The organism is Nostoc sp. CENA543 (assembly GCF_002896875.1).
Lineage (GTDB): Bacteria > Cyanobacteriota > Cyanobacteriia > Cyanobacteriales > Nostocaceae > Trichormus.
Map to the genome: position 1 here is coordinate 4,622,624 of NZ_CP023278.1, position 17,306 is coordinate 4,639,929.

A 17,306-nucleotide genomic window follows, 5' to 3' on the forward strand; every position below is an offset into this window, starting at 1 on the left:
TGTGTTGCTTAGTTGGATTTAGTGGAACAGTTCTTGTCTTCAATGTCGCAGATATTATAAATTTCTAACCTGGCTTCACCCAAACGGTAAGCGGCTAAATGCCACGGTAAGGGTGTATTAGGTAGGGAAATTGCTGATTCATCTATAGCTTGGACTAAAATTTGTTTATTAAAAGGAATTGACCTGCCTAAGTTATCAGAATTATTAAAAATTAATTGATGAGCTAACATTTCGACTTGCCATTTACCCTCACCAATGGGAGTTGGCTGGGAAATTCTCTCAACGATGAATATGTGTTCACCACTCCTATTAGTATTGCCAAATTGTTGAGTTAAATTCAAATTATTAATTTCAGTTAGAAATTTTGATTGTAAATTACTCGCTAATAACGATGAGCTACTTTCCCAAATAGCAGCCGGTGGCTGTTGTGATGACCAAGTCAGCATCAGCGTCATAGTTTCACCTACAAAGCGGCGGATAGTTTCTGGATATCGTTCCGCACTTGATTTTGGGTCTACTGTAATGGCATTCCCATTTACAAGTTGTACTAGACTACGGGGTGTTAATCGCCGATTTAATAGTTCTAACATTGACCCGTGAAACATCAGCAACAGTAAAGTCAACAGATGTAAGCCAAATGTGCCGACGGCTAAGAGGGGGAGGATACTATTTTTTTTCGTTTCTGATTTGAGTAATTGCATAATATTGGGGACTGGGGATTGGGGATTGGGGACTGGGAGGAATTCATTGATGACGTGAAATTAATTGGTATATCAAGGTTTTTATCTGATGAAACTATTATTGGCACAGGGGTTAGCTTGTTCGTTATTACCGTTACTGTAGCCATCTATTAAACATAAATTGCGGATTTCATAGATTTCTAATTTGTCAGTGCGGCTACTATAAATTGCCTTTTGTAAGTCAGTGCTACTAGAGGATGAAGGAGAGGGAAAATAATCTACTGCACGTACTAATAAATCTTTATTGAAGGGCGTAATTAATTTTTGTCCATCAATCTTTTTTGTCTGTACTAAATCAGCTACCATACCTACACGCCACTGTCCAGGGGCGATTTGTACAGGGGGATAGACTCGCTTAATTATCAGTTCTGCGGATATGGCTTGGTTGGGGTTGATAGCAAATACCTCTGGAGGAGTCATATCAGCTATGACACTCAAAAAACCCTTGCGGAAATCTTCGGAAATGGCGAAACTCGCAACCCAACTACTAGTGGTGACTTTTTGACTCCCGCCGTTGGGGGTTCTGACTAAAATTCCTGGGTCTGGTTTGGGTTTGGCGACTTCTTCTATATTCTGTGGTGGTAAAGTTCCTGACCAGTTAAATATTGATGTCATGGTTTTACTGACAAACTGACGAATGGCTTGAGGTTCTCTGGCTAATTCATCGAGTTTGTTAATCGGTTGACCATCAATTGTCTGTACAAAATTAGGGGGTTTTCGCAGGCTTAATTGGCGAATGTTTAAACCTTGGGAGAGGAGTATTAATAATACTAAAAAATGTAAACTAAAAGTGGCGATCGCAAAAATTGTGATTGCACTAATTTTCTGTTCTTTCTTTCTCGTTAACAAGTTAGTCATTATTACTTTCTACCCTCACAATTTAGAGTCTATCTCTCACCAATTCCGATGTATTACTAATCGCATTAAAGACTGACATTCCCCCCAAGCAAGCTAAAATTAAAGATAATAATGGGGCTAAAACACCCAAGAAGATCATAAACCACATTAAATCAGGATTGGCGTTGGGGTCTTGCGCCGGGCCATTCACTATCACCGCCGCCGTTAAAATGGCAATAATATTAAAGGATATCTTGGCAATTCCCGCCGCTAAAAATCCTGTAATCCAAGCAAAAATCGGTTTACCAGCTACAGGTAGTAAAGAACCTCCCACCGCTAAAGGGCCTAAAGCTGCTATCAGCAACATTGTGGCTTCAATTAAGTTTTGAAAGGCAAGTTGTAATGATATCAAAAAGTTTTTAATAGTGGTTTGTACTGTATTTCCCAATAGGGAATTAAAGTTAGTTTCCGTAACAATTCCTGTGCCGAATCTAATTTGATTCACTTGATTTTCTAATCTACTAATCCAAACTTGATTCCCGTATAAATTTCTATATTCACGCCAGAGGTTATCAATTCTCTCGCTGGCTTTAGTTAAACATTGAGTTTGTTGTTCACCAGTCAATGATTGACAAGGACGTAGTAAAGAACCGGCGACTTCTTCAGCCACACTCATATTTAATGCTTGTTGATAAACTAGATTTCCGTTGGCTGTGGTGATGACTTGTTGATTGACTGTGTTAATAAAGTTACGCACACCCAAGGTCAAACTTGAAAGCATACTACCATTCCCAGCATTACTGAGTAGAACTACGACGATAAAAGGCCAAACTAATGCAGATATCGGGCGCGAATATTCACTATGAATGACATCTTTGAGCCATTGAATCATGAAAAATAAAAGTGTGCCGACGGCGAAGAAAATACCTAAGTTAGTTAATGCGCCATATAAATTGTTACTGGTATTATTTTGCAGTAAGTCTAGCCATTGATTATCCCAGCTTTCTGCTAGGCGGCGTGCTGTTGTGACACCATTATTGAGGGTGTCGGTGATACCAATTTCAGCTAGGATTTGTTTCGCGCCAAGGCGCAAAGGCACAAAGTTATTCATAGCTTTAGTTATCGGTTTTTGTTCCGAATAAATCGATTTGGGAGGTGGTGCGTAGGAGTCTGGCGGCTTCTGTGGCTGAATCTATTCGTCGCGCCCGATTTGATTCTTCTATTTGTTGGGATATGTTGGCTAGGTTTAAATTGGAGTATTGGATAAATTGATTGGTTTGTAGGTTTTGCGCTAGAGTTTCGGCGATGAGTTTTGATTGTTCGCTTTGGATTCTAATGCTTTGATACTGTAAATTAGATTGTCCTTTCGCAGCAATTTCTGCTGACGTACCACCAGGTATCATCCCTATGATTTGGTTAAATAAATTATCAGATTCATTACTAATATTGGTAATATTTTCTATTGTTTGTTCTGTGTTTTCTAGTTTATTTTTGGTTCTGATTTGGGCATCTCTGCCTAAAACACCAACTACGGAACTACGGGTGATGACTCGATTAATTTCGTTAGTAACTGAGTTAGAATATACTGCCTGATTGTTTTCAAATTTATCGGGGATGGTATTAAAAAATAAAATACCTTGGCGGGCTTGTTTGCCTGCGTCTATGGGGTTAGGTAAATTTAAATCTCCACGAGCATTGCTAAGAGCATTTTGAGAGTTATTATCTAAACTATCGTTGAGATTATTTCTCAGATAGTTTTGAAAATCTGTAGAGTAATATTGAAAGTCTGTCCAAACTTTACCTAATTGCGCCATTGCCGGCAAAATTAAGAGGGTTGAAAATGTCAGAGTTAATAAAGTAGTTTTTTTCATATCTGTATCACCCCAGTCACATAACTTAATTTTGAATTTTGTAGTAATATCCCGTAGGGAATTTTGAATTTTGAATTTTGTAGCTTGCTTCCCGTAAGGGTATTTTGAATTGATAAGACTAACTACCGCGTAATGCAGCAACTAATTGCCGAGCAAATGTGGAAATTGCTTCATATTTATTTTCATAAATTTGCATTGCTTGTTGGCGTGCAGTTTGTTCGTGGGGGTTGTTGGCGACGACTGCTAATTGTTCGTAGCCTGGATAATAACGGCAGAAGGTATGAATACCGTTATCATCTAGTAACCATTGGCTATAAACTCCTTCTTTGCGGGGGAAAAAGCTTTCGGTGGCGTTGCGTCCGATAATTTCACGGGGATATTTTAAGATGTTGATGAAACTATCTATGGCTACGGGTTGAATGCGTCCAATTAATCGGGTAGTCAGGTTTTGTAAAATCTTAGATGCGGCTCTAGATTTAGCGATGGTATCGGGGTCTTGGGCTGATAAGATGACTCTAATACCAGCTTTAGCACCGTTGGCGCACATTCTGCCGACTAAATCCGAAATTTGGTCAAATTCAAATAAAATTGGGGCTTCATCGATAAAGAAGATAGAAGCGGGACTACTTAAGGCGCGACGTAAGGCGGCGGAATATGCACTCAATGACAACACCGCCGCATCTTCGTTATCGGAGAGGTTACGCAGTGCAAATACCAATAATTGCGCGTCGGTGGGAAAGCTAGATGGTGCAGAGATGGCTTGTCCGACACGGCTGGAAAGCCAAAACCTTAAGCGGAGGTGAATTTGGCTGAGTGCGTCTTCGACTCTACCACTCACAGAATCGAGTCTGAGATGTTCGGGGGAACAAAAATGCAGAAAGTCTTGGAGAGTGGGGGTTTTTTGCCAAGCTGGAGAACCAAAGCCGCCTTCTATTGCCATGCGATAGCGTTCTTGAATACCGATATCAGCAAAGAATGCACTTAAAGCTAAGTTGAGGAGGGAACGAACGGTTTGGGCTAGGAGTTGATTTTCACTGGATGAGCCTAAGACCATTGTCATTAAGGCTGATTCCAAAAAGGCAGTATAATCGAGCAAGCGATCGCGCTGTTGTTCTGGATCTAGCGATCGCAAGTCCGGTTGTTCAAATAAGTTATTCGACTGTTTAGAAATATCAAAATAGGCTCCGTTCCCTTCCATAAACTGGGCATAGTCGGTAAAGGTGGATGTGCCATCAGGTTTAGGAAAGTCTAGGGCGACTACGGGAATATTATGGGCTAAGGCTTGAGTTAAAATTCCTGAAACTAAGACTGATTTACCTGCACGGGTAGTAGCAAATAAGGCTAAATTTTTGTGCTGGTTAAATAAATCTAAATGTATGGGTGTACCGCCTTCTTCCGCAATTAATTCAAAGCCTTTTTTATCGCCTGCTTTGGTTAAAACTAAAGGCATTAACCCTGGGACTTCACTAGTTAAATATAACTGACGACGGTTAAAGGGTTTAACTAATAATCCTTCCCAAACTATAGGTAAGGACTGTAACCAAATTTTCCAAGCATATTCTATTTCTCTGACTACTTGTGCCGGACGTTGGAAACAGTTTTCAATATATCTTGTCGCTTCGTCTAATTTTTCTACAGTAGGACGATGCACGAAAATTGCTAACCCCGTATAAATAGGAATCGCCCCTTCATATAATTGTTCTTGGGCTGCAACGGATTTTTTTAACTTTAATTGAGCATTAACATCAATAGTTCTACTTTTTTCTTGCGCCATCAGTGCTGTCATGTTGGACTGTTTCAGCACTCTTTGTAAGGTGGTTTTGACTAAAGCGGGGTTAGCTGGTGTCAATTCACAGACTATTTCTGTATCAACTATTGTTTCCCGCGCTAGGAGTTCCCACAAGTAACGCAACTGAGCAAATTTATTCGGCCAGCCACCTGGTTTTTCGAGGAAAGTCAGCGCGCCGATGTAATTATTCTTAACATTTACCCATCGGCGATCGGCACAAGGTACAGCAGTTTCCATTAACATGGTTGTACTGTGGATATTTTCAATTAGTAATTTGGTGCTGGGTAAATCTGAATAAACTTGCTCATGCAATCCATTTTCGTCTAAGTGAACTAACTGGGGAATAGGGATAGCTGGAGTATCATTAAATCTGCGCCAAATATTTTCCCAGAGTTCATCTGCATTCAGGGGTTTGATATCTAAACCCATCTTATTAGATAATAACTGTTCCCAACGACAAAAGCCTTGTTGATAAGCTCGGATGATCACAGTTTCTATACGTTGATTTTCAACTTCTGCAATATCACCCTTAAATTTTAACCACCAACCTTCCGCTTGTCCTAACAGTTTTTCAATCCAGTCATTAGCATGGCTGGCGTTGGGTTCAATTGTATAAGTTACATAAATTCTCAAGAATTTGGGCTTACGTAATCCCGCATTCGTCAGTTCTTTAATTCTGGCTCTCTCCGCCATTAATAAATATTTGATATCCCGTGATGAAGCAGTTTTAATTAAATCTGCAAGTTCCCTTTGTCGTTCCCCATCGGAACTAAAAGAACCCATGTGCAGAGTCATCCTTTCACCTTCAGGGATATCTTTCAGTCCCGATTCAATGTTATTAAAAATCGTGTCTATTTGTTCGTTTCTTAAAGTGGTATGAATACCACGACACTCAAAACCAAAAACAAAGCAAAATCTATCTTTTTGAGTTCCCTTAGTTAAAATATACGCGCCAACATCTCGCCCATCTAATAAAATTCGCAGCATGGTCGATAAATGCAGTGCGTCTTCAAAAGGCGTTAATCTACTTTCTTGTCCGCCGATACCGACGCTTTGTTTTCCGATTTTTTGCTTCATGGTTAACTTCCAACAAGCTTTGATAACGAGCAAAGCCTCTTGTCCAAGTGGGAACTCCAATAAATTTACTTAAAAACCGCCAACTCCTACCACCACTTAAAATCCACCAGGTTGCTATTCCCCAACCTGCAATCAGTGCAGTCCATAACCATCTTTGAAAGTCATCTGTAAATAAACCTCCAAAAACTCCATTGACGATGAAATAAGCAGCCAGAACAATGACTGTCCAAGGAAATATTTGATCAGCAGGAATTGGCCCCAATGATGGTTGAGAACCGAGAATCTGATTAACTGGACGAAAATCTTGCTGTTTTTCCTCAGACATAATTAACTCATTATTTATTACTACTATCGCCAATCACAAAGCCTGTGAGAACATCTGCAACTGTGACAGCTACCACTACTAAAAGCGGAGTTCTCGCTACACTTTGCCAATCTTCATCTTTGCGGACTGCATTAATCACACCAACCAAAGAAATCGCTATGTATAGTAAGTAGATGCCTCTGAGAATATTGAATATTAAACTGACTGCTGCTTGACCATTATTATTTGCTGTTCCCTGAGTTAAAGTATTTTTGAAAAAATCTTCAGCTCGTCTGAAAAATTGTGCCTGAGCCGGAGCAGCAAAATAATCTAACCAAAACAGGCTCATAATCAAAGCCAATGCTAAAATTTGACAGACAATTAACCATCGTTTTGGCAAATGTGATTGCTGTCCAATTTGTTGCACAACTATGGTGATTAAACTACCAAATAGCAAACAAAACAGCAGCAAAGGACTTTTTAAACTGATCACGCTTAAAAATACAATACAAGCTAATAAAAACGGTACTGATTCCAGTAATTGCCGCCACAAAAATGCTAATTTTTTTCTCACCTTACCAGTACCAGGGGCTGCATTAGCTGTTAAAACTTGCGTATTCTTTTTGGCATGAACAATTTGTCTAGGCATTTACCAATGTCCTTACAGTGATTGCAAATATAAGTTGGTTATGATGTTGAAACTTTGATAATTTAGCATAATATAACAGTTGTTATTCAAAAACTTATCTGACCCTATTTAGAATATCTATCCCTACCATTGTTCATTGTTAAAATTTAGTTAACAACATCTTAATATTGCGTTAAATAGAAATTTGATATTTTCTGTGAAATGGGTTTAAATATGATATTGAGAATTAGATATTAGGCGAAAACTGACTGATAACTAAATAAATCAACCAAGTAATTTTCTTAAGCATAAATTTGAGCATGAAAGTCATTTTTAATTATTTTTTCTGCTACAAGAAGCCTAATCAATGATAGGATAATAGTAAATTAGTTTGACTCTACAATCACCTCTCTGAAATTCTTCACAGATAATAATCTTAGCCTAAAGATCCTACCGAGAATGATGCAAATATTCCCCAGGCTAAAAGGCTGCAAGTAAAACCACCGTTAATTAAATTGTATGATTTTGGCGATCGCCTAGCCAATAACCTCTGCACTAGGTTACTGGATAGGGGGCAAAATGTCTAGTCTAAAAGGCTACTGGTTCCTTTTTTGGGGATTGGGGACTGGGGACTGGGAAAGCAGGGGGCAGGGAGCAGGGAGCAGGGGGAGAAAAACTAATGACTGTTGACTATTGACTAATGACTAATGACTATTGACTAATCACCAACCAACAATCATCATGAAACACCTTGAGGGGAAAGTGGCGTTAGTCACAGGTGCAACCAGAGGCCTAGGCAAAGGAATTGCCATTGGACTAGGAGAAGCGGGAGCGACTGTGTATATTACAGGACGCAGGTTAAACCCAAACTCCAGTGATGAGGTTGCAGGTAGTTTAATAGAGACACAAGTAGCTGTAGAACAAGCTGGCGGTGTGTGTATTCCTGCACAGGTAGACCACAGCGACGATGAGCAAGTGCGGTTACTGTTTGAACGTATCCAAGATGAGCAACAAGGAAAGCTCGACTTACTGGTAAATAATGTATATGCCGGAGTCCCAGCATTAAAAGACGCACAAGGTCAACCATTTTGGGAAAGTGAAACGTCTTTGTGGGATGCTTGTAACAATGTGGGTTTGCGTAGTCATTATATAGCCAGTGTGTTTGCTGCGCGGATGATGGCAAAGCAAGGACAGGGATTAATCTGTAATATTTCCTCTTGGGGTGGTCTTTCTTATATCTTTGGTGCAGCTTATGGTGCTGGTAAATCAGGCTGCGATCGCCTAGCATCTGATATGGCTGTAGAACTCAAACCATACAACATCACAGCCGTTGCCATCTGGCCGGGAATCGTCGGTACAGAACTCTTTTCCACCCTCGCCGCCGAAATAGCACAGCAAGATAATGTTAATCCCAGCAACTCAGTTCTTAGTGAGCGATTCAATTGGGAAACCCCCCTATTAACAGGAAGAGTCATCGCCAAATTAGCCACAGAACCAAACCTGATTCGCCGCACCGGCAAAGTGCAGATTGTCGCCGAATTAGCACAAAAATACGGCATAGTCGATCAAGAAGGCAACTTACCCGCATCCCTCCGTTCCCTACGCTTCCTCATTCCGGCTGCAATACCCAACCTCAGAAAAAACCCTTCACTCATCCCAGACATTAAAATCCCGTGGTCACTTCTACTATTAACCGCCCTCCAATCCCCTAAGATTTAATCAGACTCTCAAGGGGTATAGGGGTTTTAAGGGTGTAAGGGTATAGGGCAAGCAAGAAGTGTGGGAGGGGTGGGAGGTGTGGGAGGATAGGGAAGAAATCTTTCCCCCCACACTCCCCACACTCCCCACACTTCCCCATCTTCCCAATCCCCAGTCCCCAATCCCCAATCCCCAATCCCTCAAATTGCTAAATGACCCAACTATCCCAGACAGTTATTCTCATCACTGGTGCATCCGGTGGATTTGGACAGGAACTAACTAAACAATTGTTAGCAGCCGGTAGCCGACTAATTTTGACAGACATAGATGAAACTGTCTTGCGTCAACGCGTCACAGAAATTCAACAACAAGTCAAAACTGGTGAAGTGTTAGCTTGTCTTGCGGCTGATTTATCTACATCCGCCGGATGTGAAACCCTTTATCATCAAGTCAAAACCTTAAATATCCCCGTTGAAATTCTCATTAATAATGCTGGCATTGGCTTATTTGGTCGCATGGATGAAGTCCCCCAAGATAAATGGGAACGTCTCATGCAGGTAAATCTCCTCTCTCCCATGCGCTTAAGTGCCTTATTTGCAGCTGACATGATTACTCGCCGCCAAGGCCACATCGTTAATATTTCCTCCTTAGCTGGTTGGTCAGCAATTAACGGTTTAGCTCATTATTCCGCCAGCAAATTTGGCTTGCGTGGATTTAGTGAAGGACTATACCAAGAACTCAAAGACTACAATGTGAAAGTAACAGCAGTTTATCCTTTCTTTAGTCGTACCCCCATTCTGGAGTCAGAACGTTTCGGCACTCTCGCCAAACAATTTCAGGGATTTCCAGAAGATTTGGTGACAGACCCCGCCGATGTGATGCGTGCCACAATTCAAGGGATTATTTGCAATCAACTGCACGTATTTCCAGATAAAACGGCTAAAACTGTACATCTGCTGAAAAGATATTTCCCTCGGTTACTCGACTGGGTAAATGCTGGGTTTGGTAGGAGGTTAAAAAGTGGTGACAGTAAGTAAATTAGATACAACTCAAAACCTAGTCGCTACTCAAGACAAACATCTCATTATTGGAGCAGGATTTGTGGGATTGGGTATGGCTCAAGCACTGCAAGCCGCCAATATATCCTACGATCAAGTGGATGCTAGTGATGATATCGGTGGTAATTGGTATCACGGTGTGTATGAAACTGCACATATCATATCTTCCCGCAAGATTACCCAATTTACTCATTTCCCCATGCCGGATAGTTATCCCGACTTCCCCAGCGCGCAAAATATGCGGGATTACTTAAACTCTTTCGCTGATCATTTTGACTTGCGGCGCAACATAGAATTAAATCGTCAAGTCAAATACGTGCGACCAGTAGAAAATAATCGATGGGAAGTCACCTTTGATAATGGAGAAAAACGCCTGTATAAAGGTGTTTTAATGTGCAATGGTCATCACTGGTGTAAACGCTTTCCCCAATTTAAAGGAGAATTTAACGGGGAAATTATCCACACCAAAGATTACAAACACCCTAATCAATTGCAAGGTAAACGAGTTTTAGTTATTGGTGGTGGTAACTCTGCTTGTGATGTCGCAGCAGAAGCGGCGCGTGTAGCGGCTAAGTCGGTTTTAAGTATGCGGGAATCAGTCTGGTTTATTCCCAAAACCTTCGCTGGTGTTCCCGTTGCAGACCGTGCCAAAGGCTCATCACCGTTATGGTATCAAAGACTGATGACTCATTTACTCATTCGTCTCACCTTCGGCAAACATGAAGATTATGGTTTACCCGAACCCAAACACCGAATTTTTGAGAAACATCCCACATTAAATAGTGAAGTTCCCTATTACATCAAACACGGTCGGATTACGGCTAAACCAGGAGTGAGTTTTTTGGATGGCGATGAAGTCGAGTTTGTTGATGGTACTCGTGAAGTATTTGACCTCATCGTTTGTGGAACTGGCTACTATGTTTCCTACCCCTTTCTTCCCCCAGAACTTCAACGCGTAGAAGGTTCAGTGGTGAAATGCTATGAAGGTTCATTTTTAGATGATTACAAAGGATTATATTTTATCGGCTGGGAACAACCACGAGGTGGGGTAGGTTCAATTATTTCTGCTTATGGGCCACTTTTTGCACGTTATCTAAAACTGCAAGATGAAATTAATATTCCACTGGGGTTAGTGTTAAAAGAAATGGGACACAAGCTACCAGAAACGCATTTATATGACCCACATAAATCTTTTAAACAATGGGAAAAAGCGAACCGTTCATTTCATAAGATTGTCAAAAAAGCCCATCAATTAGAACGTCAACATCCTGACTTTCAGAACCAGGTAATAGCAAATTAGATTTTGTCAAAAGTTGGATGAGTGAATATTAACTCATCACAGTAAAGTGAAGAGGTTTGTAGTAAGGACTTTAGTCCTTAGACGAGGAATGAAGTCCTCACTACAAACTAAAATAAAATAATGACTATATTTATAGAATTACTAAGTAGGTATGATTAAATATTAAGATGTCATTGCGATTACTTCGCTTCGCTCTCTACGAGACGCTTCGCGAACACAATGACGGAATATATTATATTTATTTACGCCTAGCTACTCATCCCCAAAACAATGTCAACGGCTGAATTAAAAGCAATTGCTAAAAAACGAGGAATTACTGGTATTAGTAAGATGAAAAAAGATGAACTTGTAGCAGTCCTAAGTAAATCTTAAAATTAGCTTACATAGAGTTTTAGAAACACCCAATATCAAGATGAGTGTGTAAATTCTGTATGTAATTACATCACCCTATTGAGTGATTTGAAAACACTTAGCTAGTAAAAATGGTTCACCTATTTGATAGAGGGAGTTAACAAATTACCCAGTGAAGATGTTAATAACCTTTAGTGGTGCTAAAAATGGCTAAGGCAAACCCAGTACAAATTCAGAAACACTTGAAAGGTGTTGACTATCCAGCCAATAAGCAAGACTTAATCCAGCACGCTCAACAAAAAGGTGCTGATCAAAATATAATTTCCCTCTTGGAAAAATTACCGGAGGATGAAGAATACGACACTCCAACAGACGTTAATAAGGCAATAGGCGAGATAGATTAAGAGGCAGGGGACAGAGGAGGCAGGGGGGCAGGGAACAGGGAGAAAAGGGAAAGTTTTCTCTCCCTTGCCCCCTGCACCCTGCACCAATTCCTCTTGTATGCCCTATGCCCCAAAGTAATCTCCCGATTTACCACCAGTTTTACTAATTAGGCGAATGGCTTCAATTTGCATCGACTTTTCTAGGGCTTTTGCCATGTCGTATAAAGTCAACGCTGCTACAGAAACAGCCGTTAAAGCTTCCATTTCTACACCGGTTTCAGCTTTAGTTTTGACTGTCGCCCGAATTTGATAACCAGGTAGTTCAGAATCGGGTGTAATTTCGACGGTGACTTTTTGCAGTGGTAAGGGGTGACAGAGGGGAATCAAATTAGAAGTCTGTTTAGCCGCCATAATTCCAGCTATCCGCGCCGTGGCTAAAACATCGCCTTTAGGAGTGTTGCCCGCTTGAATCGCCGCTAAAGTTTCTGGCAGCATCCGCACTTGGGCAGCAGCCACAGCTTCCCTGACAGTAGAGGCTTTCGCGGAAACATCTACCATCTGTGCTTGACCCTGATGATCAAGGTGAGTGAGGTTTGCAGAATTTTTTGGAAAAGTGTCTTGCATTATTCTCAAAAGAAGTGTTACTATATATTTCTTGTAAGGGCGTGTAGCTCAGTGGACTAGAGCACGTGGCTACGGACCACGGTGTCGGGGGTTCGAATCCCTCCTCGCCCGTTTGAGAAGGAAAAAGTAAAAAGGCAAAAGGCAAAAGTGGGTTTTTGATAACTGGCTTTTGCTTTTTTGCTACGTGGCATTGGGCATACAAGAGGAATTGGTGCAGGGGGCAAGGGGGAGAAAACTATCCCCTTTTCTCCCTGCTCCCCTGCCCTATCTATTCCCTATTATTCAACGAATAGGCATCTGAACCACGACCTAAAGCGAAACGTAGAGATTCTAAAGTGTTTTTGCTCGATAGAGTGAGGAAGATAATTAAACCTAGTGAGGTTAAGGCGGCGGTGTAGCCATACATATTGTGATAACCGACTTTTCCAGCTACAAATCCTAGCATGGGGGCAGCGATCGCAATTCCAAAGTCAAAGCCAGCGATACACAAAGCAAAAATGCGTCCCCGTTCGTGGGGTAAGGAACGATCCGCCATTAGTGTTGTAATCATGGACATGACTGTTCCACCACCGCACCCCTCAGCCATAGCAGCCAAAATAAAGGCAAAGGTGCTATTGGCTTGGGATAAAATCACGCAAGCTAACACATAAGCAGCCACCCCGAAGGTAATAAATAAACCTCTACCGAAGCGATCGCTAGCTTTACCTGTGAAGACTCGGAAAGAGAAACTAGCGATCGCGGAAATCATAAAAAACAACCCGGCGTTAAAATCTACCGGAGTCGATTTAATAAATAACGAGACAAAAACGTGTACTGAACCCACAGATATCCCGACTAGCAACATAACTAAAGCTGGTACTCTCACCCGTTGACTGAGCAAAATCTGCCAAAATCGATGATTCTTCTCAGAATTTTGCTTATATACCTGTAAAGGTGGATTAATGACTTTTGTTGTACCCAAAAATCCTATGAAAGCTAAGGTGGAAGAGAATAAAAATAAGCCAGGATAGCCAACTTTATCTACTAAATATTCCCCCATAGCAAGCCCCATTCCAAACCCGATAGGGGCTGTCAAACTCATATAACTAATAATTTCTCCACGTCTAACCACAGGAGATAAATCTGACACTAATGCACTGTAACCAGTGGTGAAAGCCGCAACGCTGATACCATGAAATATTCGCACTAGTATCAACATGGGAATTGATGTAAAACTTAAATAACCAAAGGGTGCAAGAAAAGCTACGGCTGTACCAATTAACAAGACCAATTTACGACTATATTTATCTGCCAACTTCCCCAACGTGGGGCGAAACAGCAACAATCCGATAGCAAAACCACCCATGATAATGCCAATTTCTGGTTCACTGTTACCGAGAGTCTTCACGTAAACAGGTAGTACGGGCAGAAACATGGATGTACTAGACCAGAATAATAAACCTGCCGCAAATAAAATCAGCAGGTTACGTCTAAGATTTGTGTCAAAAGTATGAAAAGCTTTCACTTTAGATGGATAAGGGGTGTTTTTAAATTCCCCAATCGAGGGGAGTAGTAGGTTGACATTTACTGCATAACTATCACGATCAGCGTCATTTCCGAATTTTTCCCATACCTCACATCTATAGGGTGTAGGGGTGTCAGGGTATAAGGGTGTAGGGGTTGGAAATTTTGATGATTTCGTTGACTTAATAGTTATTACTCAATAATGCCCCAATCCCCAGTCCCCAATCCCCTAAGTATTATTCCCTTCACAAAAAGTCACAATTGGGTAGAATTGGTTAAAGCAATCTCTGCACCTGTTAACCAAAGGTATCAGCAAACTCATGCAACTGAAACTCAGTGCATCTAAACTACCCCTATCGCCTCTATTACTCATCGCTCCTTTTTTCCTCTGGGGAACGGCGATGGTAGCTATGAAAGGAGTCATACCCCACACAACACCATTGTTTATGGCAGGAGTGCGCTTGCTACCGGCAGGAGTATTAATTTTAATCGCCGCCGCATTCATGGGTAAGCCCCAGCCCACAGGTTGGAAAGCATGGCTGTGGATTAGTCTTTTCGGTTTAATTGATGGCACATTATTTCAGGGATTTTTAGCGGAAGGATTAGTCAGAACCAGTGCTGGTTTAGGTTCCGTGATGATTGATTCTCAACCTTTGGCCGTAGCCTTGCTGTCATTGTGGTTATTTCAAGAACGTATTGGTTTATGGGGATGGTTAGGGTTAGCTTTAGGAGTCAGTGGTATTAGTTTGATTGGCTTACCGGATGAGTGGATTTTCGGGTTATTGGGTACTGGTGCAGACGTTCCTGTTGGCGACTGGCAAAACTTTTTTGCGAGGGGCGAATGGTTGATGCTGTTAGCAGCTTTGTCGATGGCTGTGGGGACGGTATTAATTAGATTCGTGACTCGGTATGCCGACCCCGTAACTGCTACAGGCTGGCATATGATTGTAGGTGGTTTGCCATTGTGGGGTGCGTCATCAGTTGTAGAATCCCAACAGTGGCAAAATCTAGTCAATGGTGACTGGTGGGCTTTAGGTTATGCTACTGTATTCGGGAGTGCGATCGCCTACGCTCTATTTTTCTACTTTGCTCAAAGTGGCAGCCTCACTAGTCTAAGTTCTCTTACCTTTCTCACCCCAGTTTTTGCACTATTATTCGGTCATCTCTTACTCTCAGAAGTCCTCAGTCCATTGCAATGGGTAGGAGTATTTCTGACTTTAATCAGTATTTACCTCATCAATCAGCGTGATAATTTAGCAGGGCAAAGTCAAAATTTAACCGTGGAAGAAATAGCCAACATACAGCCGGCACAACTAACAGAAGCATCAACTAAGCAACTGAATCCCATAGTTGTGTCCGTCAGAAAATCTGAACCAGAAACCCTACCCTAATTCTGTATTTAGTGATCTCCTCCTCATGGTTAGAGGACTTCTAAAAAATAAATTATTCAATGAGCGAGAGCAAAGGTGATCAATATACTGTTCTCACCGACACAATCAGCTTTCCTCGTGTTCTCTACGCCCTCTCCTATTTGCTTAGGGACTTCCAGAAAATAAATTATCCAATTTCCGAGAGAGAATATTTTGATTTTTCCCCCTGCCCCCTGCCCCTCTGCTCACTACAGTGATTGTATATTTTTTTAGTCGGAAGTCCCTTAACTGGAAGTCCCTAATCTGATAGCGGCATCTGAACCTGATTATGGTATAAACTATTTATGCTAAAACCAGAAACAAGATGTATATAAATAATGTCATCAGGTAAAAGAATTTAACTTGGTTTACCAAAAATCAAACTTTGTTTGTCAATATAAAAGCTAATATTTAGAAAGATTCTGTCACCTACCCAGCACGTTTAGGCTGCTACTTTGAATTTAATATGAGGCTATACCGCTCCTCAATTTTAATCATCACCTATGTTTCTTGCCTGGGTTTTTACTTAAATCGCGCCAGCGCAATTACACCTAACTTACCACCCGCAGTCCGGTATCTGGCGCAAGTCAGTACCACCAGACTCACTAAGCAGGTGATTCTCACTCCAGGTAGTCAAGGGTCAAATGTACGAACACTGCAAACTCAATTAAAGGAGTTGGGGTACTATGATGGCCTAATTGACGGAAAATATGGTGAAACTACAAAACGTGCTGTAGCTAAATTTCAAACAACCAAGGGTTTAAAAAGAGTAGATGGTTTTGCCGACCAAACTACCCAAGCGGCTTTGCAGGTCTTGGTGGCGGCGAAAACTAGTCAAATGGTTATCTCTCCAGTAAGTCAAACCGCCAATTCGACCATAACGACTAACAAAAAATCCCAGTCCAACCATCAGGACTTGATTTGGTGGTTAATTTTGGGCTTAGGAACATTGGGAAGTCTTGGGGCTATTTTGTTCTTGTTGAGATGGTATGAGCAGAATAAAGAAGAAAAATTACCTCAACCTCAACAGACAAAGGCTCTAAGTCCAGCTAATGAAGAGAGAATCCCATTAGCCTTACCAGAAGCCGAAAAAACATTAGTTACTCAAGAAAATACGGCTCAAACTCCCAATTCAGCGACATCATCGGCATCAGTTTCGACAACAGTGATGCCCCCTGTAGAAACGACTTCCCGCATTACTAAACTCAATATTGTTGACGAATTAATTAAAGATTTACGCAGTCCCGATCCCAGTAAGCGACATAAAGCCATCTGGGATCTAGGTCAACAAGGGGACTCACGCGCCATTCAACCATTAGTCAACCTGTTAATTGATGCTGATTCCCAACAGCGCAGTTTAATTTTGGCTGCTTTGTCAGAAATTAATATTCGCACACTCAAACCTATTAATCGGGCTTTAGCTGTCTCGATGCAAGATGAAAGCCCGAAAGTCCGCCAAAATGCCATCCGTGACTTGACCCGTGTTTACGACTTAATGGGACAAATGAGTCAAATGCTAACTCACGCCCTAGATGATCCTGATGCTGAAGTTCAAGCCACAGCCAGGTATGCTCTCACGCAAATGAATAGAATGCGGAATGTCCCAAGTCAGATTTCACCCAAGGATAGTCAGAAGGATTCGGTAGATTAGGGAATGGGGACTGGGAAGATGGGGAAGTGTGGGGAGTGTGGGGAGAGAGGGGGAAAGATTTCTTCCCTATCCTCCCACCCCTC

The 17,306-nt window shown here is 41.4% G+C and carries 16 protein-coding genes and 1 tRNA gene; 8 read left to right on the forward strand and 9 right to left on the reverse strand.

Features of this window, described 5'->3' with window-relative positions; genetic code table 11:
• Positions 1–8: 8 nt before the first annotated feature.
• The 7 genes from CLI64_RS19195 to CLI64_RS19225 form a co-directional block, all read right to left on the reverse strand.
• Positions 9–701: a hypothetical protein gene (locus CLI64_RS19195; protein WP_103138703.1), complete on the reverse strand. Its 693-nt coding sequence runs from the start codon at positions 699–701 to the stop codon at positions 9–11.
• Positions 702–782: 81 nt separating this feature from the next.
• Positions 783–1,598, reverse strand: coding sequence for a hypothetical protein (locus tag CLI64_RS19200; protein ID WP_103138704.1), 816 nt, complete (start codon positions 1,596–1,598; stop codon positions 783–785).
• Positions 1,599–1,620: 22 nt separating this feature from the next.
• On the reverse strand, positions 1,621–2,688 hold the full coding sequence (locus tag CLI64_RS19205) for a hypothetical protein (RefSeq protein ID WP_103138705.1): 1,068 nt from the start codon (positions 2,686–2,688) through the stop codon (positions 1,621–1,623).
• Between the two features lie 4 nt (positions 2,689–2,692).
• Positions 2,693–3,448, reverse strand: a complete 756-nt coding sequence (locus CLI64_RS19210) for a hypothetical protein (protein ID WP_103140795.1) — start codon at positions 3,446–3,448, stop codon at positions 2,693–2,695.
• A 118-nt stretch (positions 3,449–3,566) separates the two neighbouring features.
• Positions 3,567–6,314: a hypothetical protein gene (locus tag CLI64_RS19215; RefSeq protein ID WP_103138706.1), complete on the reverse strand. Its 2,748-nt coding sequence runs from the start codon at positions 6,312–6,314 to the stop codon at positions 3,567–3,569.
• On the reverse strand, positions 6,262–6,639 hold the full coding sequence (locus CLI64_RS19220; protein ID WP_103138707.1) for a hypothetical protein: 378 nt from the start codon (positions 6,637–6,639) through the stop codon (positions 6,262–6,264). Before CLI64_RS19220 ends, CLI64_RS19215 begins: the two co-directional genes overlap by 53 nt.
• Before the next feature lie 10 nt (positions 6,640–6,649).
• Complete coding sequence (locus tag CLI64_RS19225) at positions 6,650–7,267, reverse strand: hypothetical protein (protein WP_103138708.1); 618 nt, start codon at positions 7,265–7,267, stop codon at positions 6,650–6,652.
• Positions 7,268–7,987: 720 nt separating this feature from the next.
• Between CLI64_RS19225 and CLI64_RS19230 the strand changes: the two genes are divergently transcribed.
• The 5 genes from CLI64_RS19230 (at position 7,988) to CLI64_RS19250 (ending at position 12,057) form a co-directional block, all read left to right on the forward strand.
• On the forward strand, positions 7,988–8,965 hold the full coding sequence (locus CLI64_RS19230; protein ID WP_103138709.1) for an SDR family NAD(P)-dependent oxidoreductase: 978 nt from the start codon (positions 7,988–7,990) through the stop codon (positions 8,963–8,965).
• Between the two features lie 191 nt (positions 8,966–9,156).
• Positions 9,157–9,981, forward strand: coding sequence for an SDR family oxidoreductase (locus CLI64_RS19235; protein WP_103138710.1), 825 nt, complete (start codon positions 9,157–9,159; stop codon positions 9,979–9,981).
• Complete coding sequence (locus tag CLI64_RS19240; RefSeq protein ID WP_225977392.1) at positions 9,968–11,302, forward strand: NAD(P)/FAD-dependent oxidoreductase; 1,335 nt, start codon at positions 9,968–9,970, stop codon at positions 11,300–11,302. The genes CLI64_RS19235 and CLI64_RS19240 overlap by 14 nt, the downstream gene beginning before the upstream one ends.
• Before the next feature lie 270 nt (positions 11,303–11,572).
• Positions 11,573–11,674 (forward strand): Rho termination factor N-terminal domain-containing protein, encoded by a 102-nt coding sequence (locus tag CLI64_RS19245; protein ID WP_103138711.1) that lies wholly within the window; start codon positions 11,573–11,575, stop codon positions 11,672–11,674.
• Positions 11,675–11,859: 185 nt separating this feature from the next.
• Positions 11,860–12,057, forward strand: coding sequence for a DUF2795 domain-containing protein (locus CLI64_RS19250; protein ID WP_103138712.1), 198 nt, complete (start codon positions 11,860–11,862; stop codon positions 12,055–12,057).
• A 102-nt stretch (positions 12,058–12,159) separates the two neighbouring features.
• On the opposite strand, the gene moaC is transcribed toward CLI64_RS19250, so the two are convergent.
• Positions 12,160–12,660: a cyclic pyranopterin monophosphate synthase MoaC gene (moaC, locus tag CLI64_RS19255; protein ID WP_103138713.1), complete on the reverse strand. Its 501-nt coding sequence runs from the start codon at positions 12,658–12,660 to the stop codon at positions 12,160–12,162.
• A 37-nt stretch (positions 12,661–12,697) separates the two neighbouring features.
• Here moaC and CLI64_RS19260 point away from each other — a divergent pair.
• Positions 12,698–12,771, forward strand: a tRNA-Arg gene (locus tag CLI64_RS19260).
• 157 nt (positions 12,772–12,928) lie between these two features.
• On the opposite strand, the gene CLI64_RS19265 is transcribed toward CLI64_RS19260, so the two are convergent.
• Entirely contained in the window at positions 12,929–14,164 is a 1,236-nt protein-coding gene (locus tag CLI64_RS19265) for an MFS transporter (protein WP_103138714.1), read from the reverse strand.
• A gap of 319 nt (positions 14,165–14,483) precedes the next feature.
• Here CLI64_RS19265 and CLI64_RS19270 point away from each other — a divergent pair, with 319 nt between their 5' ends.
• Positions 14,484–15,554, forward strand: coding sequence for a DMT family transporter (locus tag CLI64_RS19270; protein ID WP_103138715.1), 1,071 nt, complete (start codon positions 14,484–14,486; stop codon positions 15,552–15,554).
• A 484-nt stretch (positions 15,555–16,038) separates the two neighbouring features.
• A complete protein-coding gene (locus tag CLI64_RS19275; RefSeq protein WP_103138716.1) occupies positions 16,039–17,223 on the forward strand; it encodes a peptidoglycan-binding protein in 1,185 nt (394 codons plus the stop codon).
• Positions 17,224–17,306: the final 83 nt, after the last annotated feature.

What these genes read in the sequence shown, in the direction of transcription:
- CLI64_RS19195 (WP_103138703.1), bottom strand. Translation starts at nt 701, where the DNA reads ATGCAATTACTCAAATCAGAAACGAAAAAAAATAGTATCCTCCCCCTC.
- CLI64_RS19200 (WP_103138704.1), bottom strand. Translation starts at nt 1,598, where the DNA reads ATGACTAACTTGTTAACGAGAAAGAAAGAACAGAAAATTAGTGCAATC.
- CLI64_RS19205 (WP_103138705.1), bottom strand. Translation starts at nt 2,688, where the DNA reads ATGAATAACTTTGTGCCTTTGCGCCTTGGCGCGAAACAAATCCTAGCT.
- CLI64_RS19210 (WP_103140795.1), bottom strand. Translation starts at nt 3,448, where the DNA reads ATGAAAAAAACTACTTTATTAACTCTGACATTTTCAACCCTCTTAATT.
- CLI64_RS19215 (WP_103138706.1), bottom strand. Translation starts at nt 6,314, where the DNA reads ATGAAGCAAAAAATCGGAAAACAAAGCGTCGGTATCGGCGGACAAGAA.
- CLI64_RS19220 (WP_103138707.1), bottom strand. Translation starts at nt 6,639, where the DNA reads ATGTCTGAGGAAAAACAGCAAGATTTTCGTCCAGTTAATCAGATTCTC.
- CLI64_RS19225 (WP_103138708.1), bottom strand. Translation starts at nt 7,267, where the DNA reads ATGCCTAGACAAATTGTTCATGCCAAAAAGAATACGCAAGTTTTAACA.
- CLI64_RS19230 (WP_103138709.1), top strand. Translation starts at nt 7,988, where the DNA reads ATGAAACACCTTGAGGGGAAAGTGGCGTTAGTCACAGGTGCAACCAGA.
- CLI64_RS19235 (WP_103138710.1), top strand. Translation starts at nt 9,157, where the DNA reads ATGACCCAACTATCCCAGACAGTTATTCTCATCACTGGTGCATCCGGT.
- CLI64_RS19245 (WP_103138711.1), top strand. Translation starts at nt 11,573, where the DNA reads ATGTCAACGGCTGAATTAAAAGCAATTGCTAAAAAACGAGGAATTACT.
- CLI64_RS19250 (WP_103138712.1), top strand. Translation starts at nt 11,860, where the DNA reads ATGGCTAAGGCAAACCCAGTACAAATTCAGAAACACTTGAAAGGTGTT.
- moaC (WP_103138713.1), bottom strand. Translation starts at nt 12,660, where the DNA reads ATGCAAGACACTTTTCCAAAAAATTCTGCAAACCTCACTCACCTTGAT.
- CLI64_RS19270 (WP_103138715.1), top strand. Translation starts at nt 14,484, where the DNA reads ATGCAACTGAAACTCAGTGCATCTAAACTACCCCTATCGCCTCTATTA.
- CLI64_RS19275 (WP_103138716.1), top strand. Translation starts at nt 16,039, where the DNA reads ATGAGGCTATACCGCTCCTCAATTTTAATCATCACCTATGTTTCTTGC.